Source organism: Vallitalea maricola (assembly GCF_036985595.1).
GTDB classification, from domain to species: Bacteria; Bacillota; Clostridia; order Lachnospirales; family Vallitaleaceae; genus Vallitalea; species Vallitalea maricola.
In genome coordinates, this window is record NZ_BTPU01000027.1 from 184,909 (window position 1) to 201,961 (window position 17,053).

Genomic DNA, 17,053 nt, shown 5'->3' on the forward strand with positions numbered 1-17,053 from the left:
AATATAAATGGAGGTTGGTATAATGCGTAAGATGATTATTGCAGGAAACTGGAAGATGAATAAAACTCCAAGAGAAGCATTAGCTTTAATTGAAGAGTTAAAACCATTAGTTAAAAATGATGATGTAGATGTTGTATTTTGTACACCTTATGTTTCATTAGTATTAGCTGTTGAAGCTACAAAAGATTGTAACATTGAAATAGGTGCACAAAACATGTACTTTGAAGAAAGCGGAGCTTACACTGGAGAGATTGCTCCAAATATGTTAACTGAAATTGGAGTTAAATACGTTGTATTAGGTCACTCCGAAAGAAGAGAATATTTTGGAGAAACTAATGAAATAGTTAATAAAAAAGTACTTAAAGCTATAGAACATGGCTTAACACCAATTATTTGCTGTGGTGAAACATTAGAGCAGAGAGAACAAGGAATAACAGTAGATCTTATAAGAGCACAAATCAAAGTTGCACTTAAAGACGTTGCTAAAGAAGATGCTAAAAATGTTGTTCTTGCTTACGAACCAATATGGGCTATAGGAACTGGTAAAACTGCTACATCTGAACAAGCTGAAGAAGTTTGTGCAGCTATACGTCAAGTAGTTAAAGAAGTTTATGATGAAGAAGTAGCTGATGCAGTTCGAATTCAATATGGTGGAAGTGTTAATGCAGGTAATGCAAAAGAACTCTTCGCAATGGAAAATATTGATGGAGGATTAGTTGGTGGAGCTAGTCTGAAGGCTGATTTTGGTAAGGTAGTAAATTACAAATAATAATGATTATTAGATAAGGTTATGAATTTATTCATAACCTTCTAGTCTATTATAGATTCGATAAGAAGGAGTTATGAAATGTCAAAAAAACCAACAGTATTAATGATATTAGATGGATTTGGACTTAATGAAAAGACTGAAGGGAATGGAGTTAAACTTGCAAAAAAACCTAACTTGGATAAGATTATGAAAACATATCCTTGTGTTGAAGGATTTGCTAGTGGATTAGATGTTGGATTACCTCATGGACAAATGGGTAACTCAGAAGTAGGGCATCTCAATATTGGCGCAGGAAGAATTGTTTACCAAGAGCTTACTAGAATCACTAAAGAAATAGAAAATGGAGATTTCTATAAAAATACAGCGTTACTTGCAGCAATAGACAATTGTAAAGTAAATGAATCAGCATTGCACCTATATGGTCTATTATCAGATGGGGGTGTACATTCACATAATACACATTTATATGCATTATTGAAATTAGCAAAAGAACATAATATTGAAAAAGTTTATGTACATGCATTTTTAGATGGTAGAGATACACCTCCAGCTTCAGGTAAAGATTATCTTGAAGAGTTAGAAGAAAAAATGAGAGAAATTGGCGTTGGTAAAATAGCTACTGTAATGGGACGCTATTACGCTATGGATAGAGATAATCGTTGGGAAAGAGAAAAACTTGCGTATGATGCAATGGTAAAAGGTGAAGGAAAACTTGCTAAGAGTGCCTTAGCCGCTATACAAGGCTCATATCATGAAGATGTATATGATGAATTCGTACTTCCAACTGTTGTTTTAGCAGAAGGAAAACCAACTGGTAAGATTAGTGAAAATGATTCAATAATATGCTTTAATTTTAGACCAGACAGAGCTAGACAAATAACAAGAGCTTTTTGTGATGATAAATTTGATAAATTTGAAAGAGAATTCTTCAAAGTAACTTATGTTTGTTTTACAGATTATGACGTTACTATACCTAATAAAATAGTAGCATTCCATAAGGTTATGCTAAAAAATACTTTAGGTGAATATTTAGCTAATAAAGGATTAAAACAACTTAGATTGGCTGAAACAGAAAAATATGCTCATGTTACATTTTTCTTTAATGGTGGTATTGAAGAACCTAATAAAGGCGAAGATAGAATATTAGTACCATCACCAAAAGTTGCTACTTATGATTTACAGCCAGAGATGAGTGCCAATGAAGTATGTGATAATTTAGTAAAAGCTATTAAATCAGATAAATATGATCTTATCATCGTTAACTTTGCTAATCCTGATATGGTTGGACACACAGGAATAGAGAAAGCAGTAATTAAAGCAGTTGAGACAGTTGACAGCTGTGTTGGAAGAACACTTGATGCTTTAATTGAAGCAGATGGTCAAATGTTTATCTGTGCTGACCATGGTAATTCAGAACAATTGATTGATTACAAAACAGGAGACCCATTTACAGCACATACAACTAATCCAGTTCCATTTATCTTAGTTAACTATAAAGATAATGTGACACTACGAGAAGGTGGAAAGCTAGCAGATATTGCCCCTACACTACTTGAATTAATGGAAGTTGAAAAACCAGCTGAAATGACTGGTGAATCTTTATTAAAGGATAAATAGATTAAACTTATTGAAATGGGGTATATATGTTAAGTTCAATATATAATTTATATTTTTTTAATAAGATATTAATATGGGTAAAATATAGAGTATAAGATTTATCTTATGAGTAATAATATATGTTGACCGATTCTATTAACTTGCTATATTGCATATATACAATATTTACCTTTTAATTAATATAATTCTTAATAGATACGAAAGGAGAAAAAAGTATGAAGAGTTTTGTAGAGATTATTGACGTTTATGCAAGAGAAATACTTGACTCAAGAGCTAACCCAACAGTGGAAGTAGAAGTAGTGACAGAAGACGGATATTTAGGACGTGCAGCAGTTCCTTCAGGAGCATCAACAGGAGCATTTGAAGCAGTGGAGCTTAGAGATGGTGGAGACCGTTATATGGGCAAAGGTGTAGAGAATGCAGTAGATAATGTTAATAATATTATAGCTGAAGAAATAATTGGAATGAATGCACTTGACCAAGTAAAAATTGACCAAAAATTAATTGAATTAGATGGAACTAACAACAAAGGTAAATTAGGAGCTAATGCTATTCTTGGTGTATCAATGGCAGTTGCAAAAGCAGCAGCAGAAGCTGTTGGTATGTCATTATATCAATACCTAGGTGGTTTTAATGCTAAAGTAATGCCTGTACCAATGATGAATATATTAAATGGTGGAGAGCATGCTGATAATACAGTTGATATTCAAGAATTCATGATTATGCCAGTAGGTGCAACTTCTTTTAAAGATGCTCTAAGAATGTGTGCAGAGGTATATCATAATCTTAAAAAAGTTTTAAATGAAAAAGGTTTAGCAACTAGTATTGGTGATGAAGGTGGATTTGCACCTGATATAGCTTCATCTGAAGAAGTTATAGGGATTATTATTGATGCAATTGAAAGAGCTGGATATCAACCTGGTGATGATATGAGAATCGCTATGGACGTAGCAGCTTCAGAATTATATAATGAAGAAACTGGTAAATACCACTTCCCAGGCGAAAGCAAAATGAAAGGTGAAGAAGTAATAAGAACTTCAGAAGAATTAGTTGACTATTACGAAGACTTACTTAACAAATTCCCAATCATCTCTATAGAAGATGGATTAGATGAAGAAGACTGGGAAGGGTGGAAATTATTAACTGAAAGATTAGGTGACAGAGTACAATTAGTTGGAGATGATTTATTCGTAACTAATACTGAGAGATTAGAAAAAGGAATTGACCTTGGAGTTGCTAATTCTATCCTAATCAAAGTTAATCAAATTGGTACATTAACTGAAACATTTAATGCTATAGAGATGGCTAATAGAGCTGGTTATACAGCAGTTGTATCACACCGTTCTGGTGAAACAGAAGATAATACTATTGCTGATATAGTTGTAGCTGCTAATGCAGGACAAATTAAAACAGGAGCACCTTGTAGATCTGACCGTGTTGCTAAATATAATCAATTATTAAGAATTGAAGAAGAATTAGAAGATGCAGCTGAATATAGAGGACTTGATGCTTGGTTTAATTTAAAAGATAAATAATTCAATTAATAGACCTCGATTCGTCGGGGTCTTTAATTTTGTAATAAGTAGGTGAAGATTATGTATAAATATGATTTACATGTTCATACAAAAGAAACTAGTCCTTGCTCTCATGTAGCAGCAGCTGATATGATAGAAGTTTATAGAGATAATGGTTATTCAGGTGTTGTAATTACTGACCATTATAGACCAGTATTCTTTAATACTAGTGAATTTGCAACTTGGGAAGAAAAGGTAGAGGACTTTTTAAGAGGGTATAGGAACGCAAAATACCAAGGTGATAAATACGATATGGATGTATTACTAGGAATTGAGTTGGCTTTTAATAATACAAAAACAAATGATTTTCTCATATATGGTATCACTGAAGAAATTTTAATGAAATCGAAAGATTTATTGAATATGGGTTTTGAAGGTTTGAGTAAGTTTTGTAGAGAAAATAATTTGTTGTTCTATCAGGCACATCCATTAAGGGGATATTGTCATTTAGAGGATATAGCATTATTGGATGGTGTTGAAGTACATAATGGAAATTCACGTCATGATTCACATAACGATGAAATAGAAGTAATAGCTAGTAAAAATGATCTATATATGATTTCAGGTTCTGATTTCCATGAATATGGAGATGAAAATAATGGGGGTATACTTACTAGCAATAGAATAAAAACTAATAATAATTTAATTAAAGTTTTAAAAAGTAAAGATTATACATTGTTCAGAGGATAAAGATGTACTGGCACTTTGCTTTTTGCAGATTGTAGCTACTTTTATTAGTTTATAAAAATTTAAGTGGAAAAAATAGTTGAATTAATACATAGTTTGTGCTAAAATACTAGTGTTAAACTTTAGGAGGTGTAACCGTGGGAGCGTTAATAATAATTGTTGAAATAGTATATTTCATATTATGTTTAGGACTAATTGCTGTAGTGCTTTTACAAAAAGGAAAAGCTGCAGGATTATCAGGTGCAATTGGTGGAGCTGCTGAAACTTATTGGGGTAAAAACAAGGCTCGTTCTATGGAAGGTAAATTAGAAAAATTTACTAGAGTAGGGGCAATACTTTTTATTGTTTTATCTGTAGTATTAAGTTTATTAATTAAATACCAATAATAAAAGTAAAGCACTTTGCATCAAAGCAGGGTGTTTTTTTTGCTATAGGAAACTTATACATTTAGTTCCTTCCTATTAGTTTAATTTTATATAAATAATAACAATAAATTTAACAAATACTATAAGTAAAAAATATATTAGTTATATATATATAATCTATAATGGGTTATATGAAGATGCTAAAAAAATAAATTTTTGAAGGTGAAATATGGAAAATACATTAGAAGAAAAAAAACAAGTATTGTTGGAGATAATTAATCACACAGATTATAAACCAATGAAGATCAAAGAACTAGGAATACTATTAAGTATTAATGGTGATGAAGAAAAAAGAATCATACTAGAAGAAACATTAGAACAATTGATGTCTGAAGGAAAGATCATTAAAACAAAAAGAGGGAAATATGCAAGACCAGAAGCTGTAAATATGATTATTGGAAAGTTCATTGCTCATGCTAAAGGTTTTGGATTTGTTGAAATAGAGGGTGAAGAGAATGATATCTTTATACCTGCCCCATATGTTAATGGTGCTTTTAACAATGATACAGTAGCCATAAAACTTATTAGAAGAGATTCTAAGGGCAAACGTAAAGAGGGAGAAGTAATAAAGATTATCAAGCGTAATGATAGCGATGTTATAGGAACATACCAAAAAAGTAAAAATTTTGGATTTGTTGTTGCTGATAATAAAAAGTTTACCAAGGATATATTTATTTCTAAGAACAAGAGTAAAGGAGCAGTATCAGGTCACAAAGTAGTTGTGAAAATCACTGATTGGGGTAATGAAAGAAGAAATCCAGAAGGTGAGATTATTGAGATAATCGGACATATTAATGATCCTGGGACAGATATATTATCAATTGTAAAGAGTTATGAATTGCCAATGCAATTTCCAGATGTAGTTATGAACCAGCTTGACTATATTCCATCTGAAGTAACAGAAGAAGATAAAGCTGGTAGGTTAGACCTTAGGGAAATTCAAATGGTAACAATAGATGGAGAAGATGCTAAAGATCTAGATGATGCAATAACCATTCAAAAAAATGAAGACGGTACTTTTACTCTAGGTGTCCATATAGCTGATGTAACTAACTATGTTACAGAAGGGTCACCCCTTGATGTTGAGGCATTAAGAAGAGGTACTAGTGTGTATTTAGTTGATAGGGTAATACCTATGTTGCCACATAAATTATCAAATGGTATTTGCTCTCTTAACATGGGAACAGACCGTCTAGCACTATCATGTCTTATGGATATTGATAAAAAAGGTAATGTAGTTAATCATAAAATAGCTGAAACACTTATAAATGTAGATAGAAGAATGACTTATACCAATGTTAGAAAAATCCTATCTGACAAGGACCAGGAAGTTATAAGTGAATATAAGGATTTTGTAAAAATGTTCGAAGAGATGGAAGAATTAGCAGCGATTCTTAGAGCTAAGAGAAAGAGAAGAGGTTCTATTGATTTTGATTTTGCTGAAACAAAAGTTATCCTTAATGAGAAAGGTGAACCTATAGACATCATTCCTTATGATAGAAATGTGGCTACAAAAATTATTGAAGAGTTCATGTTATTAGCTAATGAAACTATAGCAGAAGATTTTTTTTGGCAGGAACTTCCTTTTGTATATAGAACCCATGAAGAACCAGATCCAGAAAGACTTGCAACTCTTGCTTCTTTCATTCACAATTTTGGTTACAATATAAAAGGCGAAGGAGAAATACATCCTAAGGAAATTCAAAAACTATTAATTGAAATTGAAGGAAAGCCTGAAGAAGCTATTATCAGCAGATTAGCTCTACGCTCAATGAAACGAGCTTGTTATACAGTAACAGGTGATGGGCATTACGGTCTTGCAACCAAATACTACACTCATTTTACTTCACCTATTAGAAGATATCCGGACTTACAGATACACAGAATTATTAAAGAAAATCTAAATGGTAAAATGGAAGAAAAAAGAATCAGGCATTATAATGCTATATTGCCTAATGTTGCAAAACAAACATCTGAAACAGAAAGAACCGCTGAAGAGGCAGAAAGAGAAACTATAAAACTTAAAAAAGTTCAATATATGGAAAAACATATAGGTGAAAAATTCGAAGGGGTTATCTCTGGTGTAACCGCTTGGGGCTTATATGTAGAATTGCCTAACACTGTTGAAGGACTTGTTCATGTTACTACTTTAGATGATGATTATTATATTTTTGATGAAAAGAAACATATTTTCATAGGTGAGCGAACAAGTAAGATATATAGAATGGGTGAACCTGTTAAGATAGCAGTTCTAAGTGTAAACAAAGTGGAGAGAACTATTGATTTTGAATTAGTTAATGAAGATACAGAGGAAGAAGAATAGAAAATCATTACAAAATGTGAAAAAATTGTCCAAAGTATATATAAAATAACATTTAAGATATAAATTTCATCATCACATTACTTGCAATAATTATAATTTATGTTATAATATATCTCACGGCAAGTAATGGTGGTGATATTATGGCAAGTAATTATAAATTAATAGCACAAAATAAAAAAGCAAGGCATGATTATTTTATTGAAGATACTTATGAGGCAGGTATTGTTCTTGTAGGTACTGAGGTAAAATCCCTTAGAATGGGTAAATGCAGTATTAAAGAAAGTTTTATAAAAAATGTTGATGGTGAGTTATTTATTTTGAATATGCATATTAGTCCTTATGAAAAAGGTAACATATTTAATAAAGACCCACTTAGAACAAGAAAACTTTTATTGAATCATTATGAAATCAATAAGATACAAGGTGCTGTTACAACCAAAGGTTATACTATTGTTCCAATAAAAGTCTATCTAAAAGGTGGTCTTATGAAAATGGAAATTGGTATAGCAAAAGGTAAGAAAAAATATGACAAACGCCAAGATATTGCTAAGAAAGACCAACGTCGTGAAGCAGAAAAAAGATTCAAAGTCAGTAACCTGTAATAAATCCTAGTTAATAATTAAAGATTCTAAGCTTACTGATCATTTTATATGAATGTTGTAGCAGAAAATCTTAATTATCATATACGGGGGTGTACTGGTTTCGACGGGGACATCAGAAGTACGAGCAGCCATTCGCAGATCACTGGGCCTGCGTCATCAACCTGGTAAATTAAATTAAACGCAGACGAAAATAATAATAATTTCGCATTTGCTGCCTAATTAGGTAGCTGTCTCACCTTAGTGACCCGTAGCTAGGGCTGAGGCACCAAAAGTAACGGGGAACTTCACTTCCAAAGCTTTGAGGGAGAGGAAGACACTATGAAGCTACTGAAGTCTAAAGCCTGTCGTTAGGCGTTAGATGGAGGGAATGTCAAAATAGCGACTGTAATGGGAGATACTCGGATGGATGGGTTTTCGGACAGGGGTTCGACTCCCCTCACCTCCACTATTTAAATCCACGACAGGAAAATGTCGTGGATTTTTTATATATTTGTAAGAAAAGAGAATATATCAGAAAATCATAACCAGAAAAGCACTTCGGTTTCATTGTTCTTTTGTGCCTTTCGTAGAAAGGAATGGTCTTAATAATGAAAGATTTGAAAGTAATATTTATGGGGACACCTGAATTTAGTGTAAATGTACTTAATAGCTTAATTCGTAATACTAATGTAATAGCAGTAGTAACTAAACCAGATAAGTTAGTTGGGAGAAAACAAGTATTGACAGAATCAGCTGTAAAAAAGGTCGCACTTGAAAACAATATAAAATTAATACAATCAACTAAAATAAGAAACGAATATCAAAGTGTAATAGATTTAAATACTGATATCATTATAACTTGTGCATATGGTCAATTTCTCCCAAAAGAAATTTTAGATTATCCTAAATATGGTTGTATAAATGTTCATGCATCACTTCTTCCAAAATTAAGAGGAGGAGCACCTATTCATAGAGCGATTATTGATGGATATACCACTACAGGTATAACCATAATGTATATGGGTCAAAAAATGGATAATGGTGATATAATAAGCCAAAAAAGCATTGAAATAGAAAAAACTGATAATGTAGGTACGTTACATGATAAATTAAGCCTTTTAGGTGCAGAATTATTAATAGAAACATTACCAAATATTATAAGTGGACAGATAAATAGAATAGTCCAAAATGAAGAAGAAGTAACATTTGGTTATAATATATCAAGAGAAGATGAACATATAGATTTTAATAAAACAAAAATAGAAGTACTTAACAAAATAAGAGGGCTTAATCCATGGCCATCATCTTATGCAATTTTAGATAATGTAGAAATAAAAATATACGAAGCTATTATAGGTGAAGATATTTATAAAGAAAAATCAAATGGGGAAATAGTAAAAGTATACAAGGATGGAATAGTAATTAAAGTATCTGATGGGGAGATTATTTTAAAAACAATAAAACCTTCAGGTAATAAAAAAATGAGTGTGAAAGATTATCTTAATGGTTATAAAGAAAAAAACAATCTAATTGGTAAGGTATTCAGGTGATTTATGAGTAGTTCCTCATGAAGTATAGCAATTTGTGTGTGGTTATCGGTTGGTAAATATTAATAAAATAATAATAGGGTAAAGGTACAAACCTTAAACCCTATTTTTTTAATTTCTCTTTTTTCAATTCTTGAATTTCTAATATATGATTAATTTCGCTCATAGCTATTTTTTTGTTGATTTCAGTCAAATCATCATATATATCAAGTAATGTTTTTTTATCATCGCTTAATGTTGAATTTTCATCACCTGTAAGGATATACGTAATTGGTAGCTTGTAATTACGATATAATGGAATAAGAGTTTTTCCAGATGGAATAGTTTTATTTGTTTCTATATCACTTATAGTACTAGCTCTTACTCCTGTATCTTTGCTGATTTGAGTAGATGATAACTTTTGTTCTTGTCTCCATTTTTTGAAACGTTCACCTATGCCACTAATAGTAATAATCTCCTTTCTCTATAATTCATAAGAAAATCCGTAAATTAGTATTGACACAATCGGAAATCCGTAGTATTATATATAGTATAGTAATTAATTAATAAATTCTTATTTGTATTATATCATATCTAATTATTTAGTGAAACCGTTCTAAACCCTCACTTCTAAAAAATATTTATTATTGCATGAATTTTGTACAATTGTAAATGTATTATAAAATATTTAAATTAACAAGGGGTGATGTATATTATGGAAGTAGGTTCAATTGAAGAACTAGAAGCTATGTGTCATTTCATCGATTGCTGCTATTATTTTATTAAACAAGTTAAATTATATATAGATAGTACTTTTTTTACTACAGAAGATAGTAGAGAGCTTATAATTAGTATTAATTTGTTGAAGAATTTGATTTTTAAATGTGCTAATAAAATTATTTTGGGTATAAGTTATGACTAAAATAGTTATTAAGATATAGAATTTTTTACAGAGCTTTCTTCACTACTAGGAGAAAGCTTTATTGATTATTATTAAATTATCTGTTAATATTAACTGGTAATATCGGGAAAATATTTTAAAGGAGAGATTGGATGAAACTAAATAAGTTATTAATAACAAGTATCCTAATTCTTTCAGCGGCTATAATTTTTGGTTCTGTTTGGATAGGAAATGCTATAAAAAGTAAAAACAAAGAGTGTGATAGTAAAGTAGGTAATGAAGCACAAGAGTTAAAAAGTCAGGTAGACAGCTTGAATATTTCTGACAAAGCATTATTAACAGAGCAAGAGGTTGCCCAATATTTAGGTATCCCTCAAGATAAGCTTAATATAATATTACAGAAAGAAAAGATAGAGAGACAAAAACTGAGTACCTACGATACTTATAGATATATGCCTTATATTGAAATTGATGATGAAAAATATTTTTTGAAAAATGAAGTAGATGAATGGTTACTATATCATTCAAGTAATAGAAGTAAATTTAATACATAGTCTTATAATTGATTAAAGCACTGATTAATACATACTGAAAATTAAAACCAATAGATTACAATAATAAAATTTGATAATATTAGTATATTAACAGTATTAATGAATAGGAGAAATTCAATGATTTCAATATCAACCTGTTTCAATTATAATGTACCATTACATAAGCAATTAGAAATGATAAAAAATGCCAGATTTGAATACGTATCGATAAGTAGTAATTATAATCATAATGGATTACTATATAATCCAGATAGATTGATTAAATTAATTGATAAATATAACTTGAAAGTTGATACAATTCATGGCTGTGTAGCTAATAATCCAGAGGCATTCAGCATACTGAAAAAATGTTCAGAGGTAGCTTATCGATTGGGGGCTAGTGTAGTAGTAATACATCCATGCGATTTTTTTATTACTAAAGATAAAGTTGAATCAAAATATGAAGTATTAATGAATCTATGTGAAAAAATTATTCCAATAGCAAAAACTTATAATATTAAATATGCTATTGAAAATTTACATCCAGATGGTGCAACAGATGTATTAAAAATGGCATTAGATAAGTTAGATACAAACTATTTTGGTATGTGTTATGACATTACCCATGCACAAATAGATGGACCACGTAAATGTAATTTGATAGAATCATATGGTGATAAGATAATTGCTGTTCACATATCAGATAGGATTAAAGAATTTGTTGACCATGTAGTACCAGGTGAAGGATTTATTGATTTTGATTATATGTTAAAAAAATTAGCTCAAATAAGTTATTACAAGCCATTACTAATGGAAGTGTTAACAGATCACACTTCTTATAAGGAACCAGAACAATTATTAAGTATGACATATAAATCAGGTTTGGAATTGGTACAAAAGTTGGCAAGCCTTCGAATTAAATATAATTAACTTGATATATCACATATTTATAATATAAACCATAATTGACAAAGAGTATAACAAAAACTTGTCTTATTTTGCGAATTTTATATTCAACAATTTACAAAAAATTCACATGCTAAATGTTAATATATTAATGTATTAATCAAAAATGAAAGGAGGATTTTATGAGTAAAAAGATAGTAGCATTATTTCTAGTGATGGGAGTTATATTAACATTTAGTCAAAATACTTATGCAAAAGACACAATGAATAATTCTAAGAATAATATGGTTTTAACTGAATCAATTGGACAAGAATTTATATCAGATGGATATGTATATGGTGATAACGTATATTTTAGAGAAGAACCAAATTCATCTTCAGCTATATTAGGAGTGTTTGATAAAGGAGAAAGAGTAGCTTATTATGGTAATGACGGAGCTTATCAGTATATATATAGATATAAGACAGGACAATTTGGATATGTTCATTTCAGGTATCTATATTTTGTTAACGAGTACTAAGAACTGATTAATACATAATTCAAAATAAGCCTATAACTATAATTTTTTTGGTTATAGGCTTATTTTTATGTAATATTATTTAACTATATCGTAATTAATTAAGAAAGGTATAATTATAATCAATGAAATAAATTAAGGATATAGGTGTTTGCATATAAATAAATAATTTGATATTATAAAATAAGATAATTTTATAGCTAAATAAAATATTTATTTAATTATCTAATATAACTTGAAAGGAGAATAAAAGATGGAAAATGTACGTATTTATGAAATACCTGCTTGCAAAATGGTTTCTTCTCAAGTAGGAATGTTTGGGGATGGTAAACTTGAGAAATTTGATGAATGGTTCAGTACTTTACCAAGACCTATGTTCCCAAAAGATTTTTTGTGGTATGACGAGAAAAAAGGTGGTTTTGTATGGTATTACATTTACAGTGAAGACATGACTATACCTAATGAATTTGAAATTATTGATTTCCCTGGAGGACTATATGCTGTTGCTTCAGATATTGATGGACAGGATAATTCTAAGGTATTAAATGAAATAAAAGAATTTATCAAAGAAAAAGACTGTTTTGACGAAGATTTGACTAGAGCATATTTGGGTAATATAATAACTCCACCATCAGCAAATACAGCTATGGGATATAACCAAATGGATTATTATGTACCAATTAAAATTGTATAATTAATAAAATTAATTCTTTAAAATATCTATTTTTAAGCACATAATATAACCCTATCTAAAATCATAAGCTGAATATTATCTTATCTATTACTCAAAGTTAGATTATTAGCTTAAGAACAATTTCAATTTATTTCCCAAAATAGATGTAAATAAAAGTATCCATAATTCTTAATTCATTAAGGAGGAAGGAAATGAATCATTTTGTAAAAATCATAATCATTATACTAATAGTAGGTATATTTGGAGGTATTACGAATTATTTATTAAATGGTATCAAAACAGAAAAGAAGTATGTACTTAAATTTGATATAGAATTGCTTAAGTCAATTTTTGCTGGTATTGGAGCATCATTATTAGTTCCACTGTTTTTGAATATGATATCAAGTGATATTATTGAACAATCAAAAACTAATGAGTATATGTTGTTAGTATTTATTGGTTTTTGCTTAATAGCATCTATTTCATCAAAAGCATTTATTAAATCAATATCTGATAAAATACTTAAAGAAATTGGAGATAGAGTAAATAGAGTTGAGGAAGAAGTTGCTCCTATAGTTGAAAACTCTGTAGAGCCTGATAACATTGAAAGTAGAAAAAGAATGAGAGGTAACAATGATTTTCTAGATAATGTTGAAATAAGTATATTAATCAGTTTTGAGAATAGTAAATATATTTATAGGTCCATAAATGGTATAGTAAATGAGTTAAAAGTAGACAATGACAAAATAGAACATTACATAGAAAGTCTAATCAATAGGAGATTAATAAAAACAAAATCAATAAAAGATAAAGATATGTATTATATTACAGCTAAAGGAAAAGAATACATTGGTTTTCAAAATAATAATGATTAAATGAAAGGTAACAAAAGCAACCTATAATTTACTATATATATTATATTTAAGTGTAATAATTTTATTTGAAATAAACTATTATTTCTGATAGTATTGTAACACTGATAGCAATAAGGATATATTGTTGCAGGTAATAATAATTTATAGTAAATGGAGGATGTATATATGAACAACAAATCTATCTTTGATAAAACTATGGCAGATATGACATACAAAGAAATTGAAGAATTCATAGAAAAAGAAGCAGTAGTATTATTTCCAATAGCAGTTATTGAGGAACATGGACCTCATTTGCCATTGGGAACAGATACATATTTAACTTATTCAATGTTAAGATATATACAGGAAGATTTGAGTAAAATGAATATTGATTCTATAATTGCGCCTCCATTCTATTGGGGTATAAATAAGGCTACAGGTGGTTTTGTAGGGTCTTTTACTGTAAAAGTGGATACTATGAAAGCAGTACTAAAAGATACCATTGAATGTCTTGATGGATGGGGTTTCAAAAAAGTCTTTTTCATCAATATGCATGGAGATTCATTACATTGTAAGACGATTTTAGATGTAGCAAAAGAAATATATGAATCCGATATGAAAATAGATGCTTACGATATAATTCCAGAGTTTTTTAAAAATGCATATGGATTAGACGGTATGGAGCCATACATATTAGTTCAAGAAGATGATGGAGATTTTGATGATAAACAAGAATATATAGACATACATGCTGGCGGTTTTGAAACAAGTCTAATGTTATTGGACTTTAAAGAGTTAGTGGATGAAGATAAAGCAAGAAAACTTAAATCATCAAAAACAACTTTCCAAGATTTAAGGAAATGGCAGCAAGGAGGGGAAAGTGCTAAAGAAGTAACTCCCCTAGGGTACTGTGGTGACCCTTCAAATATTAATTTGGAAGATGCTAGAGGGTTCATAAAGGATTTTTCAGATATAACTGCTAGAATAATAAAAAATACTTTATAATATAATAAGATTGAGGACTTGCTTGATTAATAGAAGTAAGTCCTTTTTATTGATTATGACGATATTATCTGCTAACATTAAATATATTGATTTTATCTTGATTAAAATAAGCTAATTGACTATAGCTAGATGTATTTTGAATTAAGGGGGGAGAGGTTGAGGCTAATAAATAAAGAAGTAAAAAAGCTCATTGATAATATAAAGAAATACAGTAGTTTGGATGTTGCACATAAAATAGCTTTAGGAATTGATTTACCAGTTAATCCCACACCCGTTGAAAAAAGTGAATGGGTAAAACATATATCAACTGAACTTGAAAAACAATTTGATGAAAAAACGATAAAGAATATCAGGATGGGGTGTTATTGTATTGAAAATGGGAAATTAGAAGAATCTAAAACATTTATCAAGAAAATTTATGATAATTCTATATCAATGACAGATTTTGTTAACAAAATGAATGAGTATCAAGCAGGATGGTATATTAAAGATGGGAATTTACATACAAAATATTATTCGTGTCCATGTCCAATGCTTGAAGCTATTAGTACTCTACCAACTAAGACTTGGTGCTATTGTACAGTAGGATATAATAACCTTTCTAAAAAAGAATAATGAATAAGTATTTGTATAATATAAAAAAGTAGCATATACAGCTACTTTGAAGGATTTGTGGTACTTAATGATTTTGATATCTTGACGATGCCAAAGATAAAAAGAGCCATCATTAATACAGAACCGATAGTGGAACCAATAGCAAAACCTGACTCAAAATTCAATTCGTTAGGTTGAATAAATATTAGGAATAAGGTACCTAATAACTTAAAGAAGTTAATTAGTGTTAAAATTGAAAGTACTATTATTCCAATAATTTTGGGTGCCATCTTGAATGTACCTCCTTTATATCATATTAATTTCATATTATAACATTTTTTTTGCTAAATCGATATGATATTTGTTGAAATTTCTTGAAATATAGATAAAATTATGAGGTTATCATAATTCTTATAGTCTCTCATTTATGTGCAGAAAATGAGAGGAACATCCGTGAATAAAATAATATAATTGTTCTGAAAGGAGCCAATGGGATGGAATGGATTGAAAAGCTGAATAAAGCGATAAACTATATTGAAGAACACTTGGATAGTGAAATAGAGATAGAAAGCATGGCGAAAATTACATGCTGTTCCGTATATCATTTCCAAAGAATGTTCTCATATATTGCAGAAGTACCATTATCAGAATATATTAGGAGAAGAAAAATGACTAGAGCTGCATTGGATTTAAAAAGTAGTGATATTAAAATCATAGATGTTGCAATGAAATACGGGTATGATTCTCCAACAGCATTTACTAGAGCTTTTAAAAATATACATGGGGTGTCTCCATCAAAAGGAAGATCTGTTGATACACATCTAAAAGCCTATCCTCCTATCAGCTTTAAACTATATGTAAAAGGAGAAATTGAGATGAATTACAGAATTGAGAAAAAAGAGACATTTAGAATTGTAGGAGTAAAAGAACATTATCTATTGAATATTGAAGAAAATTTTATGCAAATACCACAATTTTGGGAGAAGACAATGAAAAGTCATGTTTTTCCTAAAATATGTTCCTTGATGAATAAAGAGCCTTATGCAGTATTAGGTGTGAGTACTTGTATGAATGGCAAAGATTTTGATTATTATATAGCTGCTTCTACCGATAAAGAAGTACCTGAAGGTATGTCAGAATACCAAGTTCCAGAGTGTACGTGGGCTATATTTGAATGTATCAGTAGTGAAATGCAAGCTCTACAAAAAAGAGTTGTAACTGAATGGCTTCCAACATCAGGTTATGAATATGCTGATGCGCCAGATGTTGAAGTCTATTTTGAAAGTAGTGAAGAGATAGGTCAAAATAAATGTGAAATATGGTTACCAATAATTAAAAAAGTTAAGTAGTTTTTGTTATGTTATTGTATTAATGAATACCACAGGCTATGCCTGTGGTTCTAAAAAGCTTATAGCTATGAGTAGAAAAAAATAACCTCCAATGCTAAGATAGAAGCAGGTTTGCCGACCGCATCTATAATAGACAAAGGAGGAAGTCCAAATGGACAACAAAAATTTAGCACATACCAAATGGAATTGCAAATATCATATAGTATTTGCACCAAAAT

19 protein-coding genes and 1 other RNA gene are annotated in these 17,053 nt (G+C 29.8%); 18 read left to right on the forward strand and 2 right to left on the reverse strand.

Going from position 1 to position 17,053, the window contains the following annotated elements:
• Positions 1 to 19 precede the first annotated feature (19 nt).
• The 9 genes from tpiA to fmt all read left to right on the forward strand — a co-directional run bounded on the left by tpiA (position 20) and on the right by fmt (position 9,526).
• Positions 20 to 769 carry a triose-phosphate isomerase gene (gene tpiA, locus AACQ14_RS09490; protein ID WP_339363362.1) on the forward strand — a complete coding sequence of 250 codons (750 nt, stop codon included), beginning with the start codon at positions 20 to 22 and terminating at the stop codon, positions 767 to 769.
• A gap of 78 nt (positions 770 to 847) precedes the next feature.
• Positions 848 to 2,386, forward strand: a complete 1,539-nt coding sequence (gene gpmI / locus AACQ14_RS09495) for a 2,3-bisphosphoglycerate-independent phosphoglycerate mutase (protein WP_339363344.1) — start codon at positions 848 to 850, stop codon at positions 2,384 to 2,386.
• A gap of 215 nt (positions 2,387 to 2,601) precedes the next feature.
• Positions 2,602 to 3,921: a phosphopyruvate hydratase gene (eno, locus tag AACQ14_RS09500; protein ID WP_339363345.1), complete on the forward strand. Its 1,320-nt coding sequence runs from the start codon at positions 2,602 to 2,604 to the stop codon at positions 3,919 to 3,921.
• Between the two features lie 60 nt (positions 3,922 to 3,981).
• Positions 3,982 to 4,650 carry a PHP domain-containing protein gene (locus tag AACQ14_RS09505; RefSeq protein WP_339363346.1) on the forward strand — a complete coding sequence of 223 codons (669 nt, stop codon included), beginning with the start codon at positions 3,982 to 3,984 and terminating at the stop codon, positions 4,648 to 4,650.
• 134 nt (positions 4,651 to 4,784) lie between these two features.
• Positions 4,785 to 5,033 carry a preprotein translocase subunit SecG gene (gene secG / locus AACQ14_RS09510; protein ID WP_339363347.1) on the forward strand — a complete coding sequence of 83 codons (249 nt, stop codon included), beginning with the start codon at positions 4,785 to 4,787 and terminating at the stop codon, positions 5,031 to 5,033.
• Positions 5,034 to 5,241: 208 nt separating this feature from the next.
• Complete coding sequence (rnr, locus tag AACQ14_RS09515; protein ID WP_339363348.1) at positions 5,242 to 7,395, forward strand: ribonuclease R; 2,154 nt, start codon at positions 5,242 to 5,244, stop codon at positions 7,393 to 7,395.
• Positions 7,396 to 7,535: 140 nt separating this feature from the next.
• Positions 7,536 to 7,997 carry an SsrA-binding protein SmpB gene (smpB, locus tag AACQ14_RS09520; protein ID WP_339363349.1) on the forward strand — a complete coding sequence of 154 codons (462 nt, stop codon included), beginning with the start codon at positions 7,536 to 7,538 and terminating at the stop codon, positions 7,995 to 7,997.
• An 85-nt stretch (positions 7,998 to 8,082) separates the two neighbouring features.
• Positions 8,083 to 8,445: a transfer-messenger RNA gene (ssrA, locus tag AACQ14_RS09525) on the forward strand.
• 139 nt (positions 8,446 to 8,584) lie between these two features.
• Positions 8,585 to 9,526, forward strand: coding sequence for a methionyl-tRNA formyltransferase (gene fmt / locus AACQ14_RS09530; RefSeq protein WP_339363350.1), 942 nt, complete (start codon positions 8,585 to 8,587; stop codon positions 9,524 to 9,526).
• Positions 9,527 to 9,626: 100 nt separating this feature from the next.
• Here the strand turns inward: fmt and AACQ14_RS24755 are convergent, their stop codons facing one another.
• A complete protein-coding gene (locus tag AACQ14_RS24755) occupies positions 9,627 to 9,977 on the reverse strand; it encodes a helix-turn-helix domain-containing protein (RefSeq protein ID WP_353514021.1) in 351 nt (116 codons plus the stop codon).
• Between the two features lie 240 nt (positions 9,978 to 10,217).
• Here AACQ14_RS24755 and AACQ14_RS09535 point away from each other — a divergent pair, with 240 nt between their 5' ends.
• From AACQ14_RS09535 to AACQ14_RS09570, 8 genes are all read left to right on the forward strand, one after another.
• Complete coding sequence (locus AACQ14_RS09535; RefSeq protein ID WP_339363351.1) at positions 10,218 to 10,424, forward strand: hypothetical protein; 207 nt, start codon at positions 10,218 to 10,220, stop codon at positions 10,422 to 10,424.
• A 131-nt stretch (positions 10,425 to 10,555) separates the two neighbouring features.
• A complete protein-coding gene (locus AACQ14_RS09540; protein WP_339363352.1) occupies positions 10,556 to 10,957 on the forward strand; it encodes a hypothetical protein in 402 nt (133 codons plus the stop codon).
• Between the two features lie 117 nt (positions 10,958 to 11,074).
• Positions 11,075 to 11,866, forward strand: a complete 792-nt coding sequence (locus tag AACQ14_RS09545; RefSeq protein ID WP_339363353.1) for a sugar phosphate isomerase/epimerase family protein — start codon at positions 11,075 to 11,077, stop codon at positions 11,864 to 11,866.
• A 158-nt stretch (positions 11,867 to 12,024) separates the two neighbouring features.
• The gene (locus AACQ14_RS09550; RefSeq protein ID WP_339363354.1) at positions 12,025 to 12,363 is read left to right on the forward strand and encodes an SH3 domain-containing protein; all 339 of its coding nucleotides are present in this window, start codon (positions 12,025 to 12,027) and stop codon (positions 12,361 to 12,363) included.
• 250 nt (positions 12,364 to 12,613) lie between these two features.
• Positions 12,614 to 13,054, forward strand: a complete 441-nt coding sequence (locus AACQ14_RS09555; RefSeq protein ID WP_339363355.1) for a GyrI-like domain-containing protein — start codon at positions 12,614 to 12,616, stop codon at positions 13,052 to 13,054.
• A 191-nt stretch (positions 13,055 to 13,245) separates the two neighbouring features.
• Complete coding sequence (locus AACQ14_RS09560; protein ID WP_339363356.1) at positions 13,246 to 13,908, forward strand: YEATS-associated helix-containing protein; 663 nt, start codon at positions 13,246 to 13,248, stop codon at positions 13,906 to 13,908.
• A gap of 165 nt (positions 13,909 to 14,073) precedes the next feature.
• Complete coding sequence (locus AACQ14_RS09565; RefSeq protein WP_339363357.1) at positions 14,074 to 14,892, forward strand: creatininase family protein; 819 nt, start codon at positions 14,074 to 14,076, stop codon at positions 14,890 to 14,892.
• Positions 14,893 to 15,048: 156 nt separating this feature from the next.
• Positions 15,049 to 15,507, forward strand: a complete 459-nt coding sequence (locus AACQ14_RS09570) for a DUF6144 family protein (protein ID WP_339363358.1) — start codon at positions 15,049 to 15,051, stop codon at positions 15,505 to 15,507.
• A 41-nt stretch (positions 15,508 to 15,548) separates the two neighbouring features.
• On the opposite strand, the gene AACQ14_RS09575 is transcribed toward AACQ14_RS09570, so the two are convergent.
• The gene (locus tag AACQ14_RS09575) at positions 15,549 to 15,776 is read right to left on the reverse strand and encodes a hypothetical protein (RefSeq protein ID WP_339363359.1); all 228 of its coding nucleotides are present in this window, start codon (positions 15,774 to 15,776) and stop codon (positions 15,549 to 15,551) included.
• A gap of 204 nt (positions 15,777 to 15,980) precedes the next feature.
• Between AACQ14_RS09575 and AACQ14_RS09580 the strand changes: the two genes are divergently transcribed.
• Positions 15,981 to 16,835, forward strand: a complete 855-nt coding sequence (locus AACQ14_RS09580) for an AraC family transcriptional regulator (protein ID WP_339363360.1) — start codon at positions 15,981 to 15,983, stop codon at positions 16,833 to 16,835.
• The last annotated feature ends 218 nt before the right edge of the window (positions 16,836 to 17,053 follow it).

Coding starts and splice junctions, on each gene's coding strand:
- gpmI (WP_339363344.1), top strand. CDS start 848: ATGTCAAAAAAACCAACAGTATTAATGATATTAGATGGATTTGGACTT.
- eno (WP_339363345.1), top strand. CDS start 2,602: ATGAAGAGTTTTGTAGAGATTATTGACGTTTATGCAAGAGAAATACTT.
- AACQ14_RS09505 (WP_339363346.1), top strand. CDS start 3,982: ATGTATAAATATGATTTACATGTTCATACAAAAGAAACTAGTCCTTGC.
- rnr (WP_339363348.1), top strand. CDS start 5,242: ATGGAAAATACATTAGAAGAAAAAAAACAAGTATTGTTGGAGATAATT.
- smpB (WP_339363349.1), top strand. CDS start 7,536: ATGGCAAGTAATTATAAATTAATAGCACAAAATAAAAAAGCAAGGCAT.
- fmt (WP_339363350.1), top strand. CDS start 8,585: ATGAAAGATTTGAAAGTAATATTTATGGGGACACCTGAATTTAGTGTA.
- AACQ14_RS09535 (WP_339363351.1), top strand. CDS start 10,218: ATGGAAGTAGGTTCAATTGAAGAACTAGAAGCTATGTGTCATTTCATC.
- AACQ14_RS09540 (WP_339363352.1), top strand. CDS start 10,556: ATGAAACTAAATAAGTTATTAATAACAAGTATCCTAATTCTTTCAGCG.
- AACQ14_RS09545 (WP_339363353.1), top strand. CDS start 11,075: ATGATTTCAATATCAACCTGTTTCAATTATAATGTACCATTACATAAG.
- AACQ14_RS09550 (WP_339363354.1), top strand. CDS start 12,025: ATGAGTAAAAAGATAGTAGCATTATTTCTAGTGATGGGAGTTATATTA.
- AACQ14_RS09555 (WP_339363355.1), top strand. CDS start 12,614: ATGGAAAATGTACGTATTTATGAAATACCTGCTTGCAAAATGGTTTCT.
- AACQ14_RS09560 (WP_339363356.1), top strand. CDS start 13,246: ATGAATCATTTTGTAAAAATCATAATCATTATACTAATAGTAGGTATA.
- AACQ14_RS09565 (WP_339363357.1), top strand. CDS start 14,074: ATGAACAACAAATCTATCTTTGATAAAACTATGGCAGATATGACATAC.
- AACQ14_RS09575 (WP_339363359.1), bottom strand. CDS start 15,776: ATGGCACCCAAAATTATTGGAATAATAGTACTTTCAATTTTAACACTA.
- AACQ14_RS09580 (WP_339363360.1), top strand. CDS start 15,981: ATGGAATGGATTGAAAAGCTGAATAAAGCGATAAACTATATTGAAGAA.